This is a genomic window from Nocardioides halotolerans DSM 19273 (assembly GCF_000422805.1).
In the GTDB taxonomy this organism is placed as follows: domain Bacteria; phylum Actinomycetota; class Actinomycetes; order Propionibacteriales; family Nocardioidaceae; genus Nocardioides; species Nocardioides halotolerans.
Genome location: NZ_AUGT01000012.1, coordinates 169909 through 195043, shown reverse-complemented (window position 1 = coordinate 195043; position 25135 = coordinate 169909). Strand labels below are relative to the sequence as shown.

Below are 25135 nucleotides of genomic sequence, written 5' to 3'. Positions count from 1 at the left end.
CCTGCTGATCGATCAGTCACCCACCGGCCCTGCTGATCGATCAGTCACCCACGGGCCCTGCTGATCGATCAGTCACCCACCGGGGTTGCTGATCGATCAGCAACCCGCCGGTGGCGCCGACAGGTCGCTCAGGCGACGCCGGGGCTGAACGTGCGGCGGTACTGCTGGGGGCTGACGCCGCGCGAGCGGGTGAAGTGGTGGCGCAGGGTGGCGGCGTTGCCGAAGCCGACCTCGGAGGCGATCCACTCCACGGAGCGGTCGGTCTGCTCCAGCAGCTCCTCGGCGCGGAGGACGCGGCGCTGCGTGACCCACGAGTGCGGTGTGGCACCGGTCTCGGCGCGGAAGCGGCGCGCGAAGGTGCGCGGCGACATCAGCGACTTGCGGGCCAGGGTCTCGACGTCGAGGTCCTCGTCGAGGTGGCCGATGATCCACTCGAGCAGCGGGCCGAAGGTCTCGCTGTCGCAGTCGGGGACGGCGCGCTCGATGAACTGGGCCTGGCCGCCGTCGCGGTGCGGGGGCACCACGATCCGGCGCGCCATGGTCGCGGCGACCCGCGCGCCGTAGAGGTCCCGCACGAGGTGCAGCGAGGCGTCGATGCCGGCGGCCGACCCGGCCCCGGTGAGCACGTTGTCGTCGTGGCAGTAGAGGACGTCGGGCTGGACCTTGGCCTCGGGGTAGAGCTCCTGCAGCTCGCGGGTGTAGCGCCAGTGCGTCGTGCACTCGCGGCCGTCGAGGAGCCCGGCCGCGCCGAGCTCGAAGGCACCCGAGCAGTGCGCGTAGAGGATCGCGCCGCGGTCGGACGCGGCGCGGACCGCCTCGATCACCGCGGGGTCGTGGTGGAGGTAGTCGTGGTGGGGGGAGATGCAGACCAGGTCGGCGTCGAGGGTCGCCTCGAGGCCGCGCTCGACGAAGAGGTCGTAGTCGGAGCGGCCGCGCACCCGGCCGGGGCGCGGCGTGCAGACCTGGAAGTCGAAGACCGGGGTGCGGTCCTCGGGGTGCTCCGGCTCCCCCCACACCTCGACCAGCGATCCGAGCCCGAACGGCTCGGCGTGGTCCTGGACGATCACGGCCACCTTGTGCACGGGCGGCAGGGTCTCCGGCTTCATGCGGACATCGTGCACCACGGTTGGCAGAAAATCAACGCAGGGTGGCATTCCTGCCACTCGTGGCAGGAATGCGATCAGAGCATGATTACTGCCATGACCTTCCTACTCCTCCTTCTGGCGGTCGCCGTGCTCCTCAGCGCGGACACCGTGCGCCGCGTGTTCACCGACGGCCGGGGTCCTCAGCGTCCCCCGGTCTCCCACTTCCAGGACCCCGACTTCCTCGCGCCGACCACGCGTTGAGCAGGCCCGGCTCCCCCTCCGACCACGAAGACCCGGCAGCGTGAGCTGCCGGGTCTTCGTGCGTCGTGAGCGCGTGCGAGCAGGCTCGGCCGGTCCGCCCGCGCACCGTCCGGCCCAGGACGCACGAGTGCGGCCGTCCGTGAGGACGGCCGCACTCGGTGGTGCTGAGGATCAGCGGGTCAGCTGGCGCCGCCCGTGAGCTTCTCGCGCAGGGCCTGGAGCGCCTCGTCGGAGGCCAGCGAGCCGCCGCTCTCGGTCTCGTCGGACTCGGACTCGGAGCCGCTGGAGTAGGACGTGGCCTCGCCGGCCTCGACCTCGGCCTTGGCGGCCTCCTCCTGCTGCTTGAGGTGCGCCTCCCAGCGGGCGTGCGCCTTGGCGTACTGGTCCTCCCAGATCGCGCGCTGCTCGTCGTAGCCCTCGAGCCACTCGCCCGTCTCGGGGTCGAAGCCCTCGGGGTAGACGTAGTTGCCCTGGTCGTCGTAGGTCGCGGCCATGCCGTAGAGCGTCGGGTCGAAGTCCTCGACCTCGGCCGCGGCGGCGGTCTCGTTGGCCTGCTTGAGGGACAGCGAGATCCGGCGACGCTCGAGGTCGATGTCGATGATCTTGACCATGACGTCGTCGTTGACCTGGACGACCTGCTCGGGGATCTCGACGTGGCGCTCGGCCAGCTCGGAGATGTGGACCAGGCCCTCGATGCCCTCCTCGACCCGGACGAACGAGCCGAACGGCACCAGCTTGGTGACCTTGCCCGGCACGATCTGGCCGATCTGGTGGGTGCGGGCGAAGTGCTGCCAGGGGTCCTCCTGCGTCGCCTTGAGCGACAGCGAGACCCGCTCGCGGTCCATGTCGACGTCGAGCACCTCGACGGTGACCTCGTCACCGACGGTCACGACCTCCGAGGGGTGGTCGATGTGCTTCCAGGACAGCTCCGAGACGTGCACCAGACCGTCGACGCCGCCGAGGTCCACGAACGCGCCGAAGTTGACGATCGAGGAGACGACGCCCTTGCGGATCTGGCCCTTCTGGAGCTGGGTCAGGAAGCCGTGGCGCACCTCGGACTGGGTCTGCTCGAGCCAGGCGCGACGCGACAGGACGACGTTGTTGCGGTTCTTGTCGAGCTCGATGATCTTCGCCTCGAGCGTCTGGCCGACGTAGGGCTGCAGGTCGCGGACGCGACGCATCTCCACCAGCGAGGCGGGCAGGAAGCCGCGCAGGCCGATGTCGAGGATGAGACCACCCTTGACGACCTCGATGACGGTGCCCTCGACGACGCCGTCCTCCTCCTTGACCTGCTCGATCGTGCCCCAGGCGCGCTCGTACTGGGCGCGCTTCTTGGACAGGATCAGCCGACCCTCTTTGTCTTCCTTCTGGAGGACCAGTGCCTCGACCTTGTCGCCGACCGCGACCACCTCGTTGGGGTCGACGTCGTGCTTGATCGACAGCTCGCGCGAGGGGATGACGCCCTCGGTCTTGTAGCCGATGTCGAGCAGGACCTCGTCGCGGTCGACCTTGACGATCGTGCCCTCCACGATGTCGCCGTCGTTGAAGTACTTGATGGTCTCGTCGATGGCGGCGAGGAAGTCTTCTTCGGACCCGATGTCGTTGACGGCCACCTGGGGCGCGTCGTAGTCCGGAAGAATGGAGATCGTGGCTGTCATGAGGTAGGTGAGTCCTTGGATGGGCAGATGTCGAGCGGGCGCGCGCAGGAGTCCGTTTCACTACCGACTGGTTGCTGCACTGGCACCCGAGTGGGCGCCGGCATCAATAGCGAGCCGTGGAGTCCGCTCCGTCCGGGACGCAGGCAGACCTCTACGCAATAGAACAGCCTAGCCGCGCACCGGCGCTGCGGCCAAACGCTCAGCGGGCCTCGCAGCGGTCCCTGACCTCCGTGAGGCACCGGTCCTCGCCGCCCCGGCCGTCCGCGGTGTCGTGCCCCGGCCCGCCGACGAGCACGTCGTCCTGCCCGGTGCCGCGCATCGTGTCGTCACCACCGTGCGCGCGGATCGTGACTCCGCCGGCCAAGGGCGAGGTGCCCGCGGACAGGTCGAACACCTCGTCGGCCGCGCTTCCCAGCACGAGCAGTGGCTCGTCCGCGCGGTTCAGGAAGAGGAGCTTGAACTCGTCGAAGCGCTCCCAGGTGAACGCCGCGACCCGGTCGCGGGTCAGGCGCCCGGCGACGTTGTCGAGGACCCAGGACACCGGCGGCGTGTTCGCGGCGCTGCCGGTCAGCAAGATCATCCGGTTGTGGCCGCGGCCGCCGTCGACCGTGCCGGTCGTGGCGGTCCACAGCACGGTGTCGGCGCCCTTGCCGAGGCTGAGCGAGTCCGCGGCGCCGTTGGAGCGCACCAGGTCGTCGCCGCCGCCGGTGCGGATGATGTCCGTCCCGGTGTCGATCGGTGAGTAGTCGTAGCTGTCGGGGTAGCCGGCGAAGACCACGTCGTTCTCCCGCCCGCCGTCGAACGCGTCGTCACCGTCGCCCAGGAACACCTTGACCGCGTTGCGGCCGGTCACCGCCACCCGGTCGTTGCCCGGCCCGGTGTCCATCCTCATCCGCTTGCCGTCTCGGGTGGCGCCGGTGACGCAGACCAGGTCGTCGCCGTCCAGCGTGACGACCCGCGAGGCGCCGTTGGTGACGACGACGTCGGCGCCCATCGTGCCGTGCACCGTGCTCCCCGGCCTGCCCACGAGCGTGGCCGCCTCCCCCTGGCAGCTGGGCGCGGCCTCGGCGGCGGAGCCGGGCACGAGCGGGAGGGCCGTCAGGAGAGCGCAGACGAGGAGGGTCTTCATGTGCTGTCTGACGCCACCGTCGGTCGATCGGTTCGGTCGGTCCGTGCGGGCTCCGGGGCCGAGGTGTCCCGTTGCCGGGCGATCGCGCGCAGCAACCCGTCCGCCCGGGCCGCGACCGGGTTCGCCGCACGCCGGGTGGCCAGGTCGACGAGCGCCCAGAGGTCGGCGGCGCGGGCCAGGGGCAGGGCCTCCTGCGGCGGCGTGCCGCGACGCTCCTCGTACGCCGCGAGCACGGCGCGCTCGAACGCTGGGGCGCGGTCGAAGCGCAGGAGGTTGCCGAGGTCGGTGAACGGGTGCCCGGCGTGCGCGTACTCCCAGTCGAGGACGCCGGTGAGCTCCAGCGTCCCGGGGTCGATGAGCACGTTCTTCGGGTTGAGGTCGCTGTGCACCAGGCAGGACCGGGTGACCGAGTCGAGCAGGACCTGTGCCGTCACCGCGACCTCGCGCAGCCCGTCGATCTCGTCCGGCGAGAGGTGCGCCAGCTCGGGGAGCCGGAGCTCGACGTACTCCGCGAGGCCGTCCACGCCGAAGTCGCCGATCGCGAGCTGCGCGTCGACGAACGGGCCGGTCCGCAGCATCGGCATCCCGCCGAGGTCCGCGGCGCACGCGCCCAGCGTGGCCCCGACCGCAGCCAGGCCGGCGTCGTCGAGGGTCGGCAGCAGCTCGTCGCCACGGACGCCGGGGAGGAACGAGGTGACGAGCAGCCCCGGCCGGTCGAGCTCGGGCCGGCCCGGCCTGACCTCCAGCACCTCCGGCACGGGCAGCAGCCCGCGGACCAGCCGCAGCACTGCCGCGTCGACCTCTGCCGCGGATTCCGGCCGTGCGCCGGGAGGGTAGATGCGGACCACGCTCCGCTCCCCCGCCGTCTCGGCGACGAACGTCTGCCCGGACCAGCCCCCTTCGAGCGGCGTCAACGAGGAGAAGTCCACGTCTCAGTCTCCCAAGCGATCGGTAGCCCCCAGCGTGGGCTGCGGTGATCTCGACAGGCTCGATCAGCGGGTGGTTGCGCGGGTGCCTTCCCTGCGGAGGCTTCGAGGCTCGTCGCCAGGGGTCCTCGCACCTCAGCCACCGTGGGTCGGCCCAGGTCGCCGTACGACAACCCCCCCGACGGTGGCTGAGGTGCAAAGGCGTGCTGCGCGCCTGAGCCTGGGCTCGTCGCACCTCAGCCACCGTGGGTCGGCCCAGGTCGCCGTACGACAACGCCCCGACGGTGGCTGAGGTGCGAAGGCGTTCTGCGCCTGAGCCTCGAAGCCTCCGCAGCCTGCGCTGGGACCTGCTCGGCTCGGGTGCCTTCGCGGCGGCGATCTTGACAGGCTCGATCAGCGGGTGGATGCGCGGATGCCTTCCCTGCAGACGCATCGGGGCTCGTCGCCAGGGCTCGTCGCACCTCAGCCACGGTGGGTCGGCTCGGTCGCCGAGTCGGGCGCTCGGGGTTCGGCCACGTCTGGGACCATCCCTCCATGGGCACGCCGTACGACCGGCCGGTGCGGGTGGAGCGCCGGGCCGTCGGCGAGCGGGAGTCGCGGGCGGCCAACGGGCCCGACTGGGATCGCTACGCCGACGAGTACCAGGCCACGCACGGCAGCTACCTCGGCGACGCCGGGTTCCTGTGGGGGCCCGAGGGGCTCACCGAGGACGAGGCAGGGATCCTCGGCAACGTCAACGGCAAGGACGTGCTCGAGGTCGGCTCCGGGGCCGGGCAGTGCTCGCGGTGGGTGCGCAACCACGGCGGCCGCGGCATCGGCGTCGACCTGTCGATGCGGCAGCTCCAGCACTCGCGGCGCATCGACGACGAGACCGGGATCGCCGTGCCCTCCGTGCTCGGCACCGCGACCGCGCTGCCCTTCGCGGCCGACACCTTCGACGTGGTGTTCTGCTCGTTCGGGGCGCTGCAGTTCGTCGCCGACATCGGCGACGCGGTGGCCGAGACGGCACGGGTGCTGCGGCCGGGAGGCCGGTTCGCGTTCTCGGTCACCCACCCGACGCGGTGGATGTTCCCCGACGACCCCGGCCCCGACGGGCTCACGGCGTCGCAGTCCTACTGGGACCGCACGCCGTACGTCGAGGTGGAGGACCGGACCGGCGCGGTGGCCTACGTCGAGCACCACCGCACGCTCGGCGACTGGGTCGCGCTCCTCGCGGGGCACGGCTTCCGGATCACCGACCTGCTCGAGCCCGAGTGGCCCGAGGGCCACGACCGGGTCTGGGGCGGGTGGTCGCAGACCCGGGGCAGGCTCACGCCCGGCACCGCGCTGTTCGGCGCGGACTGGCAGCCCCGGCCGCAACCCCGCTGACGGGCCTCGCCGGGGCTACTTGGAGAGCGAGACCGTCTCCGTCTCCTTCACGCGCGTGCCGCTCTCGTCGTTGCGCTCGCGCATGACCAGTGCGATGCCGCCGAGCAGGCACAGGATGCCGCCGGCGAACCCGACGATCGGCAGGACGGTGAGCAGGATCGTCAGCATCGTGCCGGCGGTCTTGGCCTCGTCGACGGCGTCCTTGACCGAGTCGTCGGTCTGGGTCAGCACGACGTCGGCGACCGGGGTGCCGTCGTCGAGGAACTGCTGCTGGTCCTGGCCGCTCTTGACGATCGAGCCCGTCTTGGGGTCGACGTAGACCGTCACGACGTTGTCGTAGGTGCCGGTGATGCCCTCGCCGATCTGGATCGGGACGTCCTTGACCGTGTAGGAGAACTTGTAGGTCTTCAGGCCGAACAGGGTCTCGGTGCCCTGGTAGTCGATGTCGACGCAGTCGCCCACGTCGCCGTCCCAGAAGCAGTAGGTCTTCTTGGCCACGTCGAAGGGGAACTTGTTGATCAGCCCCTTGTGGGCCACGGCGTCGGCCGGGAGGTTCTTGTCGTCGACCGCCTCGGCGGAGACGCGGTCCTCGGCGAAGGTGTCGATGCTTGCCGTGATCAGGTCGGGGTCGTTGCCGTTGACGCACTCCTGCGCGCCGCCGGTGTCGAACACCGCGCAGGCCGTCTCCACCATGATCACGTGGTCGTCGCCCGACTTCTTGGAGTCGGCCATCGTGTGCCGGATCGCGTACGCCGGCCGGGTCTCGAAGTCACCGGTCAGCGGGTCGAGCTTGGCGGCCTGGCCCTCGTAGATGGTGGTCGTGTCGACGTCGAGCGGCGTCTTCTTGACGACCCCCGGTGCGTAGCTGACAGCGAGGATCCCCGCGATCAGCAGGAAGCCCCCCAGCCCCAGGAGCACCCGCGCCAGTACCTTCATTGCTCTCCCCTCCCAGAAAGATCCGGGCACAACCTACCGCAGAGTCACCTTGGTCGCCGCTCACCGCTTTCGGGCCTCCCGGCGCGGCGGTGGGGCACCAGCTCACGTGCGAGAATCCACGGCGTGTCGCAGCCCGAGCTGGAGCAGCGGGCGCCCGACGCTCCCGCGCCGCTCCACCCACCCGCGACCCGGCGCGCCGGGTCCGAGTGGCCCGAGCGGGTGACCCGGCACCTCGTTCCGTACGGCGTCGCACTGGTCGTGCTCCAGCTCGTGTTCCGGGGCTGGGCGCTCTCCGGCTCGTGGTTCTACTTCGACGACCTGGCGTTCATGTCGCGCGCGATGAACGAGCCCCTCGACGCGTCGTACCTCCTCGAGTCGTACGGCGGCCACCTCATGCCGGGTGCCTTCCTCACCGTCCGGGTGCTGACCGAGGTGGCGGTCTACTCCTGGGCGCCGTGGGCGGTCGTGCTGCTGGCGCTCCAGGCACTGGCCGGGCTCGGGATGCTGCGCCTGCTGGTCTCGCTGTTCGGCAGGCGCCCAATGGTGCTCGCCCTCCTGGCCGCCTACCTCGCCTACGTCTTCACGCTCTCCGCCGGGATCTGGTTCGCCGCCGGCATCAACCAGCTCCCGATGCAGGTGGCGCTGGTGTTCGGGCTGCACGCGCACGTCGACCACCTGCGGCACCGCAGGGTCCGCTCCCTCGTCGTCTGCCTGCTCTGGACGGTGCTGGGCCTCCTCTTCTACGAGAAGACCCTGCTCGTCTTCGGGGTCTACGCCCTGGTGACGCTGGGCTGGTTCAGCCGCGGGCGGACGCCCGACCGCCTCCGGCACGTCTGGGACACCTACCGGCCCGCCGTGCTGGCCCACGCCGCGGTCGGGGCGGTCTACCTGGCGGCGTACGTCCACTGGGGCCTCGACTTCTCCCCCGGCAGCACCAACGCCGTGCCGTGGAGCCCGCTCGCCTACAACCTGCTGGGCGTCGCCCTCGCGCCGGCCCTGGTCGGCGGCCCGTTCCAGTGGCAGCCCATCGCCGTCGGCTCCTTCGCCGACCCGGCCCAGGTCACGATCCTCGTGTCGTGGGTGCTGGTGCTCGGCCTCGGCGCCTACGCCTACCTGACGCGCACCCGCACCAAGCGCGCCTGGAGCCTCCTGGGGTACACGCTCTTCTGCAACCTCGTCCTCCTCGCCTCGGCGCGCGCCAACATCGTCGGCCCGGACATCGCCCGCGAGTACCGCTACCAGACCGAGTCGGCCGCGATGTTCGTGCTCGGCGTCGGGCTCGCCTTCCTGCCGGTGGTCGGCGCCACGGAGACGGTGGCGCACCGCGAGGGCGCCGTCCGGACCTTCGACGACGCGCGTCTGGTCGCCGCGGTGACGGCGGTGATCTGCGTGGCTGCGACCTACTCCAGCGTGAGGTACGTCGACCTCTGGCAGGACCGCAACTCCTCACGGGCCTACGTCGAGGAGGTCGAGAAGCAGGTCCGCTCCGCGCCGACGCAGCCGGTGCCGCTCGTCGACACCGGCATCCCGCAGACGCTGCTGTGGGCCTACCGGCACCCGGAGAACTACTACAGCCACGTGTTCCGCAACCTCGACGACCGCACGTCCTTCCCCACGGAGGCGGTCGACGACCTCTTCATGTTCGACGACGCGGGGAGGCTGGTCGGGGTCGGCGTCCCGCCGACGCGGAGCAACGAGGAGACCGGTGGCTGCGGCTACGCGCTGGACGGCGACGCCACCGAGGTGCCGCTCAACGGGCCGGTGTTCGGCGACGGCTGGTGGATCGAGCTCGACTACGAGGCGACGAGGGACACGCAGGTGCGGATCGTCGCCGGCGACGAGGTCCACGACCTCGCCCTGCCCGCCGGGACCCACCGCGCGTTCGTGACCGCCCGGGGCGAGTTCGACGCCGTCCGGCTCAGCGGGTACGACGCCGGGGCCGGCGCGTGCGTGACGTCGCTGACCCTCGGGCTGCCCGAGCCCGAACGGGCCGCGTCGTGACCGCGCTCGCCACCCGCGCCGAGCCGTCGGGGCGCGAGGCCGGCCGCTGGCACCCGCGCCGGGTGCTGCTCGTGGCGGCGGCGATGATCGTCGTCCACCTGGCCTTCCGGGCCTGGGCCATCTACGGCTCGTGGTACCAGATCGACGACTACAACCTCGTCTCGCTGATGTACCACGGTGACGCCACGCCGGTGACGGCCACCGCGACGTACTTCGGCCACATCATGCCGGGGGGCAACTACCTCGGTTACCTCAACCACCGGCTCGTCCACTACAACTGGCCGCTGCCCGCCACCGAGCTGCTGCTCATGCAGGCGGTCGGCGTGCTCGGGTTCCTGCGGCTGCTCCTGACGCTCGCGGGCGGCCCCCGGCCGGGGATCCTCCCGCCCCTCGCGATCTTCCTCTTCACCTCGTTCCCGGCCGAGTCCATGACCTGGTGGTCGGCGGCGATCAACCTGCTGCCGTTCCAGATCGCCCTCACCTTCGCGCTCACCGCACACGTCACCTACCTGCGCACCGGGCGGCTCCAGCACGCCGTCGTCGCCGACCTCTGGATCGCCTTCGGGTTGTTGTTCTTCGAGAAGTCGGCGCTGATCTACGTGCTGGTCGCGCTGGTCACGCTCTGCTATTTCGCCCACGGACGCGGCCTGACCCGGCTGGCCTCGGCCATCCGCGGCCGGTGGGCGGCCCTGGCCATCTACGTCGGCACCGGGCTCCTCTACATCGCGAGCTACCTGGTCATCGGCGGGAACTTCGACCAGGGCCAGGAGCACCCCGGCCACCCGGGCTTCCAGCTGGCGAAGAACATGGTGCTGCACGTCTACGTGCCCGGCACCGTGGGCGGGCCGTTCCGGTGGCTCCGGCCCTTCGACGAGCCGTGGAGCATCGTCAACCCCGGCGACGGGCTCATGGTGGCCTCGGCCGTCGCCCTCGGGCTGATCGTGGCCGAGATCCTGCGTCACCGCCGGCGCGCCGCCCGGGCGCTGTGGCTGCCGGTGGTGTTCCTGACGGTCAACGTCGTGCTGGTCCTGCTCACCCGCGCCAACACGGCCGGCGCCGTGATCGGGCTCGCCACGCGCTACGAGGGCGAGATGGCCCTGATCACCGGGCTGACGCTGTTCCTCGCCACGGTGCCTGTCGCGGGGGCCACGGAGACGGTCGAGCCGCGAGGCACGAGCGAGCTCCTCGACCGCCCGAGGCGGGTCACCGCACTCGTGCTCGTGGTCGCCCTGCTCGGGACCTACTCCTCGATCCGCTACGTCGTCACCTGGAACAGCGACCACCGGGGACGGACCTGGATCCAGAACGCGACCGGGGCGCTCACGTCGTCGAAGCAGGACATCGCGCTCGTCGACACCGTCGTGCCGTACTTCGTCACCAACAGCTACCGCTACCCCGAGGACCTGCAGAGCCGCATCCTGGTGGGCTACCCCCACGCGGACTGGACCGAGGTCGCGACCGACGACCTCTCCATGTTCGACGACCGCGGCCAGCTGAGGGAGGCGGTGGTCGAGGGAGTCCGCGCGAACGAGCCCGGCCCGGACCCCGGCTGCGGCTACACCGTCCGGCAGTCCCCGGTGGCGATCCCGCTGGACGGCCCCCTGCTGGGCGGCGGCTGGTGGGTACGGATCGGCTACCTGAGCTCGGGGCCGAGCCCGGTCAAGATCACCGCCGGAGGGATGAGCCACGCCACCACGGTCCAGCCGGGGCTGCACGCGATGTACGTGCTGGCGGGTCTCGACTTCGACTCGGTGACGATCTCGGCGCTGGGCAGCGGTGTCACGCTGTGCACCGACGACGTCACCGTCGGCCGCATCGCCCCGCTCGTGCCGAAGGGCGAGTCGGGCGAGGCCGACAAGATCAAGCGCGACCCGATCGACCTGGAGAACCAGTAGTGACCACCACCGGACCGACGCCGGCCACCGCGACCGCGGACGCTGCCACCTTCCGCGACCGCACGTTCCCGACCCTCACGGCGGTGCGCGCGATCGGGGCCGTCATGGTCGTGCTCACGCACGCGGCGTTCAACACCGGCCGCATCAACGACGGCTGGACCGGCGCGATGCTGGCGCGCTTCGACTTCGGCGTCACGATCTTCTTCGTCCTCTCGGGCTTCCTCCTGAGCCGGCCGTGGTTCCTGGCGCGGGCGCTCGGGACCTCCGCCCCGTCGGTGCGCCACTACCTCTGGAAGCGGGCGCTGCGCATCCTGCCGCTCTACTGGGTGGTCGTCGTGGCGGCCCTCCTCATCGACCCGGAGAACCGCGGCGCCGACTGGCGCGACTGGCTGGGCGACCTGACGCTGACCCAGCTCTACCGCGACGGTCTGCTGTCGAGCTCGCTGACCCACATGTGGAGCCTGTGCACCGAGGTCGCGTTCTACCTGCTGATGCCGCTCATCTGCCTCGCCGTGATCGGCCGCGCCCCCGGGTTGCGCCTCGTGACCGTGTCCGTCCGCCTCGCCGCGCTGTCGGTGGCCGGACTCGTGTGGCAGGTGGTGGTCGCACAGATCCCGGGCTACCGCGGGCACTACGCCCAGTGGCTGCCCGGCTTCCTCCCGTGGTTCGCCGTGGGCATGGTGTTCGCCGCGCTCTCGGCGAGCCTGGCGGTGCGGCCGCGCGAGCACGTCGTCGAGCGGCTCGCGCGCGACCTCCCGGGCTGCTGGATCCTCGCGACCGCCGTCTTCGCGATCGCCTGCACCCCGCTGGCCGGCCCTCGGCTGCTGCTGGTCCCGGGCGCGTGGGAGGCGGGCTCGAAGGTCGTGCTCTACACGGTGGCCGGGGCGTTCTACCTGCTGCCGCTGGTCTTCGGCCCGGAGCGGGAGGGCTGGGTCCGCGAGCAGCTCAGCGGGCCGGTGCCGACCTGGCTCGGCGAGGTCTCCTACGGGATCTTCGCGATCCACATGCTGGTGCTGAACCTCGTCTTCCGGGCGCTCGACCTCGACGTCTTCACCGGCCGGTTCCTCACCGTCTCCGTGCTCACGCTCGGCGTGACGATCGCGCTCGCGACGGCGTCGTACTACCTGTTCGAGAAGCGGGTGCTGAGGCTGAAGAACATCGGCTTCTTCGCGCGCATGGAGTCGGCGCCCCGCCGGGCGCAGGGCACCACGGTCAGCCGCTGACCCGTCGGGGCTCGCGTGCCTGCGTCTCGGGAGGGCCTTCGGCCGCCCTGCGCCGCGGTCGCTGCCGGCGCCCGGCCCACCTGGCGGCCAGCGCGGCGACCACGAAGGCGATCGCGGCGAGACTCCAGCCCTGCCGCCAGTCGTTGGCCCAGTCGGCCTCGTTGATCCGGTCCCAGCTGAGACCCAGCCCGGCGAGCACCATCGCGAGCGCCGCGGCGGTGCCCCACTCGACCGTACGTCGGCGCGTCAGCAGGCCGACGGCGACGGCTGCCCCGAACCCGGCGAGGCCCCACACCCCGGCCAGGAGGCCGCCCGCGACGAGCACGACCGCGAGGTCGAGCAGCCCGACCCGGCCCTCGGCGAGCGCCGGCAGCTCATGGCGCCGGCGGCCGGGCAGCAGCGCGCAGAGCAGGCAGATCAGCACCCCGACACCGCCGGCCATCAGGGAGCCCGTGAACAGCGTCGTGGGCTGGTAGGTGAAGGTCACCTCGGCGGGCCCGCCCGGGCCGAGGACCCAGCCCTGCTTCCAGCCGTCGACGCGCTGCGGCTCGAGCGTGACGTCGCCGGCCCGGGCCTCCCAGCCGTCGTTGAAGTTCTGCGGCAGCGAGACCACCGACCAGTCGGACCGCGCGGGCAGGCTCGCGGAGCGCGGGAGGCCGTCGGCGTCGCGGTGGACCTGGAAGGGCTCGGCGCTGGCCGAAGCGGCCCCTGTGCGGGCCAGGGAGATCGTGTCGACGCGGAACAGTCCCGAGGGCAGCGCGATCACGTCGGTGACGCCGGCCTCGAGCGGCAGCTCGCCGCGGGTGCACGGCTCGAACGGCACGGCGGTGCCGCGCACCAGGTCGCTGACCGACGCGCGCAGCGCGGTCGCGATCACCCGGTCGCCGACGGCGATCGTCGGGCCGCTGCCGCACGGGTAGGCCACCGGCGCGCCCGGCAGCCGGAGGAGGCGGTGGCCGTTGATCGTCAGCTCGCTGATCCCCGACCGCGCGGGCGAGAAGTCGCCTCCGATGAGGTTGGCCGCCGTCTCGACCTCGGTGATGCGGACCGTGAGCGTGCGGACGTCCCAGCTCGGCAGGTCGCCACGGCCCTGGGCGTCGAGGCTCACGGTCGCCTCGAGGTCGCCGGAGCTGACGAGCACCTCGGTGGGCCGCGAGGCGGGCGCGGCGGGGTCGAGCTGCAGCCGCAGCCGGTGCACGGTCTGCTGCTCGGGCAGGGTGACCGTGATCTGGGCGTCGTCGGAGGCCGACACCCAGGTCGTGCGGCGGTCGCCGTCGATGGCGGCCGACGGGCTCCGGCCGACGTCCTGCGTGGCGTCGTCGACCCCCGAGGCCGCCGCCGGGCCGTCGGGCGTCAGCGACCGGCCCGCGAGGTGCCGGCGCAGCGAGACGGTGCCCGTCAGGCGGTAGGTGTCGGGGTTGGCGAGCCGCAGGCGTCGCGCCAGGGTGTCGCCGTCCTCCCCCGGGGCGCCGAGCGCGTCGTCGCAGGCGAGCGAGCGGCCCACCGGCAGACACGCGGCGAGGTCGGGGTCGCGGGCGAGGCTGATGAGGTCGACCGGGTAGCGGTCGTCTGGCTCGGGGAGCTGGAGCAGCCGCTGCGCGGCGACCTCGCCGACCCGCACCTCCGCCAGGCCGAAGGAGCCGGGCAACTCGAGGTCGCGGCCCGCCGCCGTGATGCGCAGGAAGTCCGTGGGCTCGCCACCGAGCGCGTAGGTCCGGCTCTCCCCTGGCTCCGGCGCGGCGACGAGCGTCGCCGGGCCTGCGCCGGTGAGCAGCGCCAGCTCGGGCACCTCCGCCGAGTCGCTCGCCATCCGGACGGTGACCGACGGCACCTGCTGCGCCCCGACGAAGCTGACCTGCCAGAACTGGCCGGTGGGGTCGAGCTGCGCCGAGGACCGCCAGGCGGTGTGGTCGTCGCCGTCGAGGGCCGCCGCGGGGTGCGAGCCGATCTCGAGGGGCACCCGGCCGTCGGCGTACGCCTGGCTCGAGCTGGCGAGCACGTCGCCGACCTGCCCGGCCCACGCCTCGGTGGTCTGCCAGCGGTCCTCGTCGTCGAGGAAGCGGCGGGTGTGCTCGGGGCCGGGCAGCCGGTAGCCGGCCGCGGCGCCCATGGTCGCGGACACGTTGCGCCGGACGACCGCGAAGTTGGACTCGCGGCGCTGCGTGGTGTCGGTGAGCACCTGGCCGCCCTCGTAGCCCTCGGCGTCCTCGGCGACGACGCCGGTGCCGGCGCCCAGCCCCTGCAGGTTGCGGCGAAGACCGGCCGACGGGTCGCCCACCACGATCTTCGGCGCGGTGGTGACCAGGCCGTCACCCGCCGAGCCGGAGCCGCCGCGCGTGGAGGTCGCCACCTCGTAGACGTCGATCGAGCCGGTCTCGAGCGAGAGCCCGCTGGACGCGACGACGCGGACGTCGCCGTCGTCGGTGGCGTTCCTGGTCGATGCCGGGGCACCGACCGTGGGGCCGAACGAGCGCGCCAGGGTGATGCCGGGCGAGGCCTCCAGCACGGCCCTGACCACGGCCGGGTCTGGCGCCCCGGTCTGGAAGCGGTCGAGGTCGTTGCGGACCACGAGCCTGCCGACGCCGTTGGCCGAGAGGTACGGCGCCAGGGTCGGGCTCGGCGTCCCCGACTCGACGGCCCTGGTCACCGCGTCGAGGAAGACGACGTTGCCGGGCTGGGCCAGCGGGATGACGTTGCGCACGGCCCAGGGGCTCTCGGCGAGGCCTTGCAGCACGTCGTCGTGGGTGTTGCCCCAGGTGTAGACGCCGAACGACGTCGCCGGGAGCTCGAGCGCCACCGAGCCGTCGTCGTGGTCGGCGAGGTAGTCGGCCGCCTGGTACCAGTACGCCGGCACCTCGTCGACGCCCTGGCGAGGGGCGATCCGGTCCTGGAGCCACGGCAGCGCCAGGCCGGCGAGCACGAGGACCGCCATCGCGCGGACCGCGAACACGGCCCCCCGCGACGCACCCGGCGAGTCCGGGGTGCGCAGCAGCCTCGGGAGCGCGGCCATCGCGTGCGCGAGGCCCAGCACCAGCGGGAGGCGCAGCACCACGTCGAACTTGTGCAGGTTGCGCAGCGGCGCGAGGACGCCGTCGAGGGCCGCGGTCCGGTCGGCGGCGAAGAACCCGGACAGGTCGCCGGCGTAGCCGAACCCGACCAGCACCACCCCCGTCAGCAGGCCGAGGCTCAGGAACCGGCGGTGCGGGTTGTCGCGCAGCGCGATCCCGACCAGGCCGAGCGCGACCACGGCGGCCGCATCGAGCATGAGGAACGGCGTCGTGACCAGCTTCTGCCCCGCCTGGAAGTCGATGCCCGCGAAGTACGCGACCCAGTCGGACTCCCCCACGAGCGTCCGGGTGAGGTCGGTGGGGACGGTCGTGATGGTGGCGTTCTCGATGTAGTCGAGGAACGGCACGCTGTAGCGGCCCAGCAGCACCAGCGGGAGCCACCACCAGGCGGTGGCGAGACCGGTGAACAGCGTCCACCAGCCCAGCAACCGCCAGCGACGCGGACCGCGGCCGCGGGTGAGGATGAAGACCACCCCGAGGGGCAGCACGGCGGCGACCGCGATCGCGTTGACGCCGCCACAGGTGGCGATGACGAGCGCGCTCACCGCGGCGGCCCGGCGAAGGGAGCCGCGCTCGCTCGCGCGGACCAGGGGGACCAGGACCCACGGCGCGAGCGCCATCGGCCACAGCTCGACCGAGACCCCGCCGAGCAGCGTCGTGATCCGGGGTGTCAGCACGAAGGCGAAGGCCGCGAGCACCTGGGTGCCGGGCGTGCCGAGGCCGAGGGTGCGGGCCAGGCGCAGGACCCCGAAGAACGCCGCGCACAGCAGCAGCGCCCACCACAGGCGCTGGACCACCCAGGGCGGCAGCTGCACGAGGTCGCCGAGCAGGAAGAACGGGCCCATCGGCCAGGCGTAGCCGTAGGCCTGGTTCTGGAGCTGGCCGAACGCGGCGGACGGGTCCCAGAGCCGCAGGCCCGTCCGGAGGAACCGGGCCGGGCCGGTGACGAGGTCGAACTTCGTGTCCGCGACCACCTGGCCCGCCGACTGGGAGAACGCGACGGCCGTCAGGATCGCGGCGTAGCCGACCTGGCGCAGCGCCGAGGTCGCGACGGCGCGGGGCCGCACCGGGTCGGTGGCCTTCTCCGGGCGGGCGGTCTGGTCGCTCACCGGGCGCGCACCACGATCACGAGGTTCCACGTCACGAGCTCGCGCAGGCCCGGCACCCGGGTGAGGCCGTAGGCCCACCGGGGGTTGTAGCGAGGGATCACGTCGACGACCTCGCCGAGGCGCTGGGTCCGCGCCCAGTCGAGACCCTGCTTCACGGTGACCTCGAACAGCGACTCGCCGTACCTGTTCTTCGGCTCGTGCCCGTGCCGCGCGAGGTAGCGCCGGCGTGCCCGCGCGCCGCCGAGGAAGTGCCAGGGTGCGGTCTCGTGCCCGCCCCAGGGGCCGTACCACGAGGTGTAGGAGATGAACGCGATGCCGCCGGGCCGCGTCACGCGGAGCATCTCCTCGGCCATCCGCCACGGGTCGGGCACGTGCTCGAGGACGTTGGAGGAGTAGCAGAGGTCGACCGCGTCGTCGCGGAAAGGCAGCCGCATCCCGTCACCGATCACGGTGCCCGCGGCGATGGCGCCCTGTCCTGAGAGCTCGCCGACGTCCGCGTCGAGGGCCCAGTACGTCGCTCCGGCGGCCTCGAACGCGTCGCGGAAGAAGCCAGGGCCGCCCCCGACGTCGAGCATGGTCGCGCCCCGGAGGTCGAGGTAGCCCGAGAGCTGGCCGACCGAGTCGCGGGCCAGAGCACCGTAGAAGCGGGCGGGGTCGGTCTGCTCGACCCGGAAGTCGGCGAACAGCTGTCGCGAGCGCCGCAGGTCGGCCCGCCAGGGCGTGTCCGAGCGCGGTGGAGCACTGCGACCGGACATGGCGGAGACCCTAACGATGGCGGTGGTGACGGACGGCGACGGACAGTGACGGGATCAGAGCGGCAGGCGCCGGAAGAGCGGGCGCGGCACGTGCCGGAGTCCCGACATCACGACGCGCAGCGCGGCCGGCACCCAGACGAGCTCCTTGCGATCGGCGACGCCGGCGACCACGGCCTCGGCGACCTCGTCGGGCCCGACGGAGAGCGGTGCCGCGTCGCGGCCCTCGGTCATCTTCGTGTGCACGAACCCGGGGCGGACGACGAGCACGTGGCCGCCGTGCTCGCGCAGCGCCTCGCCCAGGCCGAGGTAGAACCCGTCCGCGCCGGCCTTGCTCGCGCCGTAGGCGAAGTTGGAGCGCCGGACCCGCTCGCCGGCGACCGAGGAGAGGAACACGATGACGCCGTGGCCCTGGCGACGTACCTGTGCGGCGAGCGCGGTGCCGACGCTGACCGGGCCGACGTAGTTGACCTGGGCGAGCCGGACGGCGGCATCGTGGTCCTGCCAGGCTTGTTCCTCGTCACCGAGGACGCCGAAGGCCACGAGGACGACGTCGAGGTCGCCGCCCGAGGCGGCCTGCTCGACGAGCGCGGGGTGGCTGGCGGTGTCGGTGGCCTCGAAGTCGAGCGCCTCGACGACCGCGCCGAGCGCGGAGAGCCGGGTCACCGCCTCGGTGCGTCGCGGACCGGGGCGTGCCGCGAGCACCACCCGGAGGGGTCCGCTCTCGGCGTACCTCGCCGCGACGGCCAGGGCGATGTCGCTGGTGCCGCCGAGCAGCAGCAGCGACTGTGGCTCGCCGAGCGCGTTGAGCATGGTCTCCTCGATCCTGGGGTGGGGTGGGGTCCGGGGCAGGTCCGGGCCGGCGGGGCGGCCGGCGACCTGCGGGGCGTGCGGTCAGAGCTGCAGGCGACGTCCGAGGTCGGACTGGAAGACCCCGGCGGGGTCGAGGTCGCGCCGCAGCTTGCGGAAGTCGTCGGCCTGCTCGTACATCGCGTCGAAGGTCTCGGGCGAGAGCCGCGAGTCCTTCGCCAGGTAGAGGCGCCCGCCGGCCTCGAGCACCAGCGCGTCGAGGGTGCGGAACATCGGCCCGAGCGCCGGGCTCGCCGGGAGGTCGAGGGCGAGCGTCCACCCGCGCATCGGGAACGACAGCAGGCCGGGGTTGCCGGGGCCGAAGCGCTTGAGGACCGCGAGGAACGACGGCCGGCCGGCGTCCGCGAGCACCCGGAGGGCCTCCGTGACCGCCGACTCGGCGTCGTCGGGCACGACGAGCTGGTACTGCACCATTCCCCGCCGGCCGTAGAGGCGGTTCCAGTCGTCGACGGCGTCGAGCGGGTGGAAGTAGGCCGCGATCGACTGCAGCTCGCCGACCCGGTGCCGGGGTGCCTTGCGGAACCACACCTCGTTGAAGGCGCGCACCGTCGGTCGCGTGACGAGGCCCGGCGGCGTGAACGGCACCGCGATCCTCGGCCCTCGGGGGGCGGCCCACGGGTCCCGGGCGGCTGGGCCCCTCAGCTGGTCGGCCGTGGCGTGGTCGGCGCGGGTGAGCACGGCACGCCCGAGCGACCGGCCCCGGGCCAGCGTGTCGATCCAGGCCACCGAGTAGTGGTAGGCGTCGTCGCCGGCCCGCATCCGGTCGACGAGCTCGTTGATGCCCGGGACCCGCTCGGTGTCCACCGCGACGTACGCCGACTCGACCGGCAGGGCACGCAGGGTGGCCGCGGTGATGACGCCGGTGAGCCCCATCCCGCCGACGGTCGCCCAGAACAGCGCCGGGTCGCTCTCGGGCCCGACCGTGCGCAGCCGCCCGTCGGCCGTGACCAGGTCGAGCGACACGAGCTGGTCGCCGAAACTGCCATCGCGGTGGTTGTTCTTGCCGTGGATGTCGGCCGCGATGGCGCCGCCGACGGTGACGTAGCGGGTGCCGGGCGTGACCGGCACGAAGAGCCGCTGCGCCAGCAGCGTGGCCATCAGGTCGTGGAGGCTGGTGCCCGCCGCCACGGTCACGAGCGGCGTGCCGTCGGCGGCCCGCGCCACCGTGGTCGGCCCTGTCAGCGGCGCCAGCACGGTGCCGCCGGCGTTCTGGGCGGCGTCGCCGTAGGAGCGGCCCAGGCCGCGGGCGATCACGCCGCGCGCGATGGCCTGCCGCAGGAGGGCCGGGACGTCGGACGCGCCCGCCTCGACGAGCGTGGCCGCGGTGGGGGCGGTGCGGCCCCAGCCCGACAGCAGGGAGGTCATGCGGCCAGCACCCCCAAGCACACGGTCACGAGCCAGGCCGCGCCGATGAGCTGGAGGACGCGGTCGCGGAACACGATGTCCTCGGGCTCGGCGGCGGTGCCGGCGTCGACATCGACGGCGTAGCGCAGCAGCCCCATCAGGAACGGCGCGATCGAGATCGTGTGCCACGGGACGCCGTCGCCGGGCGCCTCCTCGAAGGCCCACAGGCTGTAGGAGATGACGGTGGCGCCGGCCGCGGTGCTCCAGACGAAGCGCAGGTAGGTGTCGGTGTAGCGGACCAGGCTGCGGCGGGTCCCGGCCTCGCTGCCGAGCGTGTGCAGCTCGGAGTAGCGCTTGCCGGCCACGATGAACAGCGACCCGAACCCCGACACCAGCAGGAACCACTGCGAGAGCGGCAGGTCGGCCGCGATGCCGCCGGCCACGGCTCGCATGAGGAAGCCCGCCGCCACGATCGAGATGTCGAGGACGGGCTCGTGCTTGAGCCGGACGGCGTAGACGACCTGGAGGCCGACGTACGCCGCCACCAGCACCGCGAGCTGCGGGTCGGTCAGCCAGCCCACGACGACGGCGGCCACGACGAGGACCCCTGCGGCGCCCAGGGCCACCGGGACCGGCAGTGCGCCCGAGGCGATCGGCCGCAGCCGCTTGGTGGGGTGCAGCCGGTCGGCGTCGCGGTCGGCGACGTCGTTGACGAGGTAGACCGCGCTCGCCGCGAGGCAGAAGGTCACCAGGGCCAGCAGCGTCGAGGCGACGACATCGCCGTCGCTGACCTCGCCCGCGGCGAGCGGAGCGGCCACCACGAGGAGGTTCTTGACCCACTGCCGAGGGCGTGCGGCGCGCACCAGCGCCCGGGCCAGGCCGGGCTCGCCGGCGGCCGACGCGCGGACCGCGCCGTCGGTCACCACGGGGTGCTCCTCACCCGTCGATCGTCCCACGGTGGGCCCTGCGTCCTATTGTTCGTCGAGTGTCCGAGGCCGACCCGCTGCGAGGCAAGCAGGTCGTGTTCCTCAGCTGGCGCGACACCCGCAACCCGGAGGGTGGCGGCGCCGAGCGCTACCTCGAGTCGATGGCCGCGGGGCTCGTCGAGCGCGGCGCGCAGGTGACGATCTTCTGCGCCGGCCACGCCGCGGCCCCGCCCGAGGAGGTCGTCGACGGCATCCGCTTCGTGCGCCGGGGCACCAAGCTGTCGGTCTACCTCGAGGGCATGCGCGCGCTGCGCCGCGGCGACCTGGGCGACCCCGACGTGGTGGTCGACGTCCAGAACGGGCTGCCGTTCTTCTCCCGCCTGGTCACCCGCAAGCCGGTCGTGGTGCTGGTCCACCACGTGCACCGCGAGCAGTGGCCGGTCGTCTACCCCGGGCTGACCGGTCACGTCGGCTGGTTCATCGAGCGTCGCCTCGCTCCGCTGCTCTACCGCCGCAGCCAGTACGTCGCGGTGTCGCGGGCCACCCGCAGCGAGCTCCGCGCGCTCGGGGTGCGCGGCCCGCGGGTCGCCGTGGTGCACAACGGCACCGACCCCGTGGTGCCCGTCGCGGGCGGCAAGTCGCCGACGCCCATGGTCGCGGTCGTGGGACGGCTGGTCCCGCACAAGCAGGTCGAGCACGCCATCGACGCTGCCGTGACGCTGCGCGCGACCCATCCCGGGCTGCGGCTGCACGTGGTCGGCGGCGGCTGGTGGGAGGCCCGGCTGCGCGACTACGCGGGCGCCAGACAGGCCGGCGACACCGTGGTCTTCGAGGGGCACGTCGACGAGGAGCGCAAGCACGAGATCTACGAGCGCGCCTGGCTGCTGGCCCTGCCCTCGCTCAAGGAGGGCTGGGGGCTCGTGGTCGGCGAGGCCGGGATGCACGGGACGCCGACGGTCGCCTACCGCGACGCCGGCGGCACCCAGGAGTCGGTGGTCGACGGCTTCTCCGGCGTGCTCGTGTCGGACCGGGCGGGCTTCACCGCGGCGGTCGGCGCGCTGCTCGACGACGTCGAGGACCGGGAGCGGCTCGGCAGGGGCGCCAGGGTGACCAGTCACGCGTTCACGTGGGGGCATGCTCAGGAGTCGTTCGCCACGGTCGTGCGGGCCGCCCTCGAGGGGCGCCGGCTGGACGCACAGGATCCAGCGCTCCGCCCCTGATCAGGGGCGGCGACGACTCAGTTGTTGGAGCCGTAGTCGAACTCGGGCGCGTTCACGTTGGTCGGCGAGTTGGCAGGCGCGGCGGTCTGCGACGCGAGCAGGCCGTACATCGACCCTGCTGCGATCCCCCCACCCACGACCATGGCGGCGAACGTGGTCAAAATCTTCACTGACGGGCCCCTCCCTGAGTCCGCGCACAACCTACCCGACGGGGTATGGCGATTGCTACTCGCCGGTCACTCGGCGCGGCGACGGTAGCGCCGTCCTCGCGGCCCGGCCCCGCCGCGCGCGGACGACGAGCAGCGGCCACAGTGCCAGGAGCCCCGTGTAGGCGAGCCACGCGGCGGCCATCGCGACCTGCCAGCTGGTCTGGACGTCGCGGCGGTCCACGTCGTCGAGCGCGACGACCTGCAGCACCTCGGACTCGAGGAGCCGATCGCCCGCGACGTCCGGTGGCGCCGTTCCAGGCGCGTCCGGGTCGACGACCACGACGCCGATGCCGATCCGGCCCAGCGCCGCGGCGCGCTCCCCCGGCGTCGGCTCGGCCAGGGCCCGCGCGGCGTCGCCGACCCGCGGGTCCTCCCCCGACAGCGGCACCCCGTCGATGACCAGCACGTCGCTCGCCACGTAGTCGCGGGCCAGGTAGCGGCCGATCGGGTCGAGCACCAGGTGCCGGTGGTTCCAGGTGGGCGCGCGATAGCTCGACAGCGGCAGCACCAGCACGTCGCCGTGTCCGTGCTCGGCCACCACGTCTCGTGCGCGGTCGTAGTCGGCGGGGTAGTCGGCGGGCGCGATCCGGTGATCGACGCCGAGCGCGAGGTCGGGCAGCAGCGCGACGGGCAGCAGGACCGCGCCGATCGCCAGGGCGGCCCGGGCCACCCGTTCGCGCGGGACCCGGCCGGCCAGCGCGCGCACGCCCTCGGCGACCAGCACCACCAGCAGCGGCGCGCAGAGCACGAGCGTGCGCGCACCGTCGCGGACGACGCCGGCGCCCGGCACGTGCTCCGACGCCCAGCCGACCAGGGCCGGCGCGAGCCAGGTCAGCACCGCGAGCCCCCAGCCGACCGCCCAGCAGACCAGCAGCGCGAGCCGGTCGCGCGACGGCGTGCGCCGCCACCAGGGGCGCGCGCCGACGGCCGCCAGGGCGAGGAGGGCGACCAGCGCGACCCAGCCGAGGGCGCCGGTGCGGGTGTCGGGCTGCACCGCGGTGTTCCAGATGCCGCCCAGCGTCAGCGCCGCGAGCGGGGCCGGCACCGATCCCTCCCCCCGGAGCGCGAACACCTCGGCGGCCGCGGGGTCGGACGTCGCCGCCGACGCGTGCAGGAGCCCGGCGACCAGCCACGGCGCGTTGGCCGCGGCCACGAGCAGGGCCGCCTTGAGGGTGCGACCCCGGCCCGCCGCGCCGGCGAGCACCGCAAGCGCCGTGGCGAGCCCGGCGCTGGCGCTCAGGCACCCGAGCGGCACCAGCACCAGCAGGGCCGGTGGCAGCCGGCCCTCGGCCCGCCACCGCCGGGCCGCGTCGAGCAGCCAGGGCAGCACGGCGTACCCCACCAGCACCGGCCAGGCACCCATCAGCAGCCGCTCGGCGACCAGGGCGTTCCAGCCGTACGCCGTGACGGCGACCAGCCGGAGCACCAGGCTCGCCGTCCGGTCGGCGTCCAGCAGGCGTGCGGCGCCCACCCCGCCGGCCGCGAGCGCCAGCACGAGCACGAGCTTCTGCAGGAGCATGCCGGGCACGACCTCGTCGAGCACCGCCACGACCGCGTCGGACGGCACCGCCCGGGGCAGGCCGGACCCCAGACCGAGCGCGTCGGCCCGCAGCGCGAGGTCGGGGACCCAGACCATGTCGCGCACCAGGAGGAAGCCCGGGCCGAGCGCCGGCCCGAGCACGACGAGCGCGACGACGAGCGCCCAGACCACGACCGGCGCCTGGCGTGCCACACGGAGGCGACGCGGGGCAGGCATGGCGACGATCCAACCACTGACGAATTCAGCGCGCCCCGAGCCCGCCCGTAGGCTTCTGGCCCGTGAGCAAGATGGCGACCGAGACCAGCCGCAGGCTGCGTAGCGGCGCCGTCATCGCGGTCGCCATGGGCGTCATGAACCTCTCGACGTACGGCTACACCGTGCTCGCGGCGCACACCGTCGGCAAGGAGGCGTACGGCGCGTTCTCGGCCCTGATGGGCGCGCTGCTCGTGATCAGCGTCCTGTCACTGGGGCTGCAGGCCACCGGCGCTCGCCGGATCTCCGCGCACCCCGAGCAGGTCGTCGCGATCGAGCGCGTCGTGCTCGGCGTCGGGCTCCGCAGCGCGCTGGTGCTCGGCGCGGTCTGCCTCGCGCTGGCGCCCGTGCTCAACGCGGTGCTGCACCTCGAGAGCCTGCCCACCGCGCTCATGGTCGGCGTCGCGGCGTTCCCCCTGACCTACATGGGTGCCCAGGCCGGCGTGCTCCAGGGCGAACGGCGTTGGGGGCTGCTGGCGCTGGTCTACCTCGCCCAGGGCCTCGGCCGGGTCTTCTTCGGGGTCGGGCTGCTCATCTTCTGGCCCACCGAGCTCGCCGCGATGGCCGGCGTGGCCCTCGGCTGCTGGGTCCCGGTGGTCATCGGCGCCCTGGCGCTGTCGAGGCCGCGCACGGACACCCCGCACAGCGAGGGGCACCCCGGCCTCGAGCTGCTGCGCGAGGTCGGCCACAGCAGCCAGGCGCTGCTGGCGTTCTTCGCGCTCTCCAACGTCGACATCCTCGTCGCCCGCGCGATGATGGCCGACTCGCAGGCCGGTCTCTACGCGGCCGGCCTGATCATGGCGAAGGCGATCCTGTTCCTCCCGCAGTTCGTGGTGGTCGTCGCCTTCCCCTCGATGTCGAAGGAGCAGACCAGCCGGACCACGCTGCTCGCGGCCCTCGGCCTGTCCGCCTTCCTCGGCCTCATCGGCGTCGCGGCCACCCTCGTGCTGCCGAGCTGGGCCCAGGTCTTCGTCGGCGGCAGCGACTTCTCGGCGATCACCGACGACCTGTGGAAGTTCGCGATCGTCGGCATTCTGCTCGCGATGATCCAGCTGCTCGTCTACTCGGCGCTCGCCCGCCGCCAGGGCCGCGCGGTGATCCTGATCTGGACCTCGCTCGCCGTGCTCGTCGCGCTCGCGCTCACCGTCGACTCCGCCACGTCGCTCGTGCTCGTCGTCGGTGCCGTCGACGCCGCGCTGTTCGCCGCCCTGCTCGGCATCGCCCTCACCGGCACCCGGCCCGACGTCGCCGTCCCCGCGGAGACGCGCCCCGCCTGACGTCGACCCGTCGTGAACTTCGCGCCGGGTCAACCCCGACACAGCGCAATTGGAGCGTGGGAGCGCAGCGACCCGGTCTTTCCGAG

General features: G+C 73.0%; 19 protein-coding genes. 7 read left to right on the top strand and 12 right to left on the bottom strand.

What is annotated here, in order from left to right; genetic code table 11:
- Positions 1 to 128 precede the first annotated feature (128 nt).
- A complete protein-coding gene (locus G514_RS0103825; RefSeq protein WP_036563477.1) occupies positions 129 to 1106 on the bottom strand; it encodes a GlxA family transcriptional regulator in 978 nt (325 codons plus the stop codon).
- Positions 1107 to 1199: 93 nt separating this feature from the next.
- Between G514_RS0103825 and G514_RS30110 the strand changes: the two genes are divergently transcribed.
- Positions 1200 to 1346, top strand: coding sequence for a hypothetical protein (locus tag G514_RS30110; protein ID WP_157544585.1), 147 nt, complete (start codon positions 1200 to 1202; stop codon positions 1344 to 1346).
- Between the two features lie 179 nt (positions 1347 to 1525).
- On the opposite strand, the gene rpsA is transcribed toward G514_RS30110, so the two are convergent.
- The 3 genes from rpsA to G514_RS24720 all read right to left on the bottom strand — a co-directional run bounded on the left by rpsA (position 1526) and on the right by G514_RS24720 (position 5062).
- Complete coding sequence (gene rpsA / locus G514_RS0103815) at positions 1526 to 3004, bottom strand: 30S ribosomal protein S1 (RefSeq protein WP_028650676.1); 1479 nt, start codon at positions 3002 to 3004, stop codon at positions 1526 to 1528.
- 199 nt (positions 3005 to 3203) lie between these two features.
- Entirely contained in the window at positions 3204 to 4133 is a 930-nt protein-coding gene (locus tag G514_RS0103810; protein WP_028650675.1) for a hypothetical protein, read from the bottom strand.
- On the bottom strand, positions 4130 to 5062 hold the full coding sequence (locus tag G514_RS24720) for a phosphotransferase family protein (protein WP_051246668.1): 933 nt from the start codon (positions 5060 to 5062) through the stop codon (positions 4130 to 4132). The genes G514_RS0103810 and G514_RS24720 overlap by 4 nt, the downstream gene beginning before the upstream one ends.
- A 531-nt stretch (positions 5063 to 5593) precedes the next feature.
- On the opposite strand from G514_RS24720, the gene G514_RS0103800 reads away from it, so the two are divergent.
- Positions 5594 to 6427, top strand: a complete 834-nt coding sequence (locus tag G514_RS0103800; RefSeq protein ID WP_036563475.1) for a class I SAM-dependent methyltransferase — start codon at positions 5594 to 5596, stop codon at positions 6425 to 6427.
- A 15-nt stretch (positions 6428 to 6442) separates the two neighbouring features.
- Here the strand turns inward: G514_RS0103800 and G514_RS0103795 are convergent, their stop codons facing one another.
- Entirely contained in the window at positions 6443 to 7363 is a 921-nt protein-coding gene (locus tag G514_RS0103795) for a PorA family protein (protein ID WP_028650673.1), read from the bottom strand.
- A gap of 123 nt (positions 7364 to 7486) precedes the next feature.
- Here G514_RS0103795 and G514_RS0103790 point away from each other — a divergent pair, with 123 nt between their 5' ends.
- The 3 genes from G514_RS0103790 to G514_RS24715 are packed head-to-tail and all read left to right on the top strand — an operon-like array spanning position 7487 to position 12482.
- On the top strand, positions 7487 to 9364 hold the full coding sequence (locus G514_RS0103790) for a hypothetical protein (protein WP_028650672.1): 1878 nt from the start codon (positions 7487 to 7489) through the stop codon (positions 9362 to 9364).
- The gene (locus G514_RS0103785) at positions 9361 to 11259 is read left to right on the top strand and encodes a hypothetical protein (protein WP_028650671.1); all 1899 of its coding nucleotides are present in this window, start codon (positions 9361 to 9363) and stop codon (positions 11257 to 11259) included. The genes G514_RS0103790 and G514_RS0103785 overlap by 4 nt, the downstream gene beginning before the upstream one ends.
- The gene (locus tag G514_RS24715; protein ID WP_051246666.1) at positions 11259 to 12482 is read left to right on the top strand and encodes an acyltransferase family protein; all 1224 of its coding nucleotides are present in this window, start codon (positions 11259 to 11261) and stop codon (positions 12480 to 12482) included. The genes G514_RS0103785 and G514_RS24715 overlap by 1 nt, the downstream gene beginning before the upstream one ends.
- Here G514_RS24715 and G514_RS0103775 read toward each other — a convergent pair.
- From G514_RS0103775 to G514_RS0103755, 5 genes are all read right to left on the bottom strand, one after another.
- Positions 12472 to 16659 (bottom strand): alpha-(1->3)-arabinofuranosyltransferase domain-containing protein, encoded by a 4188-nt coding sequence (locus G514_RS0103775; protein WP_028650670.1) that lies wholly within the window; start codon positions 16657 to 16659, stop codon positions 12472 to 12474. The two genes, G514_RS24715 and G514_RS0103775, sit on opposite strands and share 11 nt — an antisense overlap.
- Positions 16656 to 17414, bottom strand: a complete 759-nt coding sequence (locus tag G514_RS0103770) for a class I SAM-dependent methyltransferase (RefSeq protein ID WP_036563473.1) — start codon at positions 17412 to 17414, stop codon at positions 16656 to 16658. Before G514_RS0103770 ends, G514_RS0103775 begins: the two co-directional genes overlap by 4 nt.
- A 54-nt stretch (positions 17415 to 17468) precedes the next feature.
- The gene (gene dprE2 / locus G514_RS0103765; RefSeq protein ID WP_028650668.1) at positions 17469 to 18224 is read right to left on the bottom strand and encodes a decaprenylphospho-beta-D-erythro-pentofuranosid-2-ulose 2-reductase; all 756 of its coding nucleotides are present in this window, start codon (positions 18222 to 18224) and stop codon (positions 17469 to 17471) included.
- 81 nt (positions 18225 to 18305) lie between these two features.
- Positions 18306 to 19646 carry an FAD-binding protein gene (dprE1, locus tag G514_RS0103760; RefSeq protein WP_036563471.1) on the bottom strand — a complete coding sequence of 447 codons (1341 nt, stop codon included), beginning with the start codon at positions 19644 to 19646 and terminating at the stop codon, positions 18306 to 18308.
- The gene (locus G514_RS0103755; RefSeq protein ID WP_028650666.1) at positions 19643 to 20551 is read right to left on the bottom strand and encodes a decaprenyl-phosphate phosphoribosyltransferase; all 909 of its coding nucleotides are present in this window, start codon (positions 20549 to 20551) and stop codon (positions 19643 to 19645) included. The genes dprE1 and G514_RS0103755 overlap by 4 nt, the downstream gene beginning before the upstream one ends.
- Before the next feature lie 59 nt (positions 20552 to 20610).
- Here G514_RS0103755 and G514_RS0103750 point away from each other — a divergent pair, with 59 nt between their 5' ends.
- Positions 20611 to 21771 carry a glycosyltransferase family 4 protein gene (locus G514_RS0103750; RefSeq protein WP_157544583.1) on the top strand — a complete coding sequence of 387 codons (1161 nt, stop codon included), beginning with the start codon at positions 20611 to 20613 and terminating at the stop codon, positions 21769 to 21771.
- A 17-nt stretch (positions 21772 to 21788) separates the two neighbouring features.
- Here G514_RS0103750 and G514_RS30105 read toward each other — a convergent pair whose 3' ends face one another.
- Both G514_RS30105 and G514_RS24710 read right to left on the bottom strand, forming a co-directional pair.
- Positions 21789 to 21941 (bottom strand): hypothetical protein, encoded by a 153-nt coding sequence (locus tag G514_RS30105; RefSeq protein ID WP_157544582.1) that lies wholly within the window; start codon positions 21939 to 21941, stop codon positions 21789 to 21791.
- Between the two features lie 55 nt (positions 21942 to 21996).
- On the bottom strand, positions 21997 to 23736 hold the full coding sequence (locus tag G514_RS24710; protein ID WP_157544581.1) for an MmpA family trehalose lipid delivery protein: 1740 nt from the start codon (positions 23734 to 23736) through the stop codon (positions 21997 to 21999).
- A gap of 62 nt (positions 23737 to 23798) precedes the next feature.
- Between G514_RS24710 and G514_RS24705 the strand changes: the two genes are divergently transcribed.
- The gene (locus tag G514_RS24705; RefSeq protein ID WP_051246654.1) at positions 23799 to 25049 is read left to right on the top strand and encodes a lipopolysaccharide biosynthesis protein; all 1251 of its coding nucleotides are present in this window, start codon (positions 23799 to 23801) and stop codon (positions 25047 to 25049) included.
- Positions 25050 to 25135: the final 86 nt, after the last annotated feature.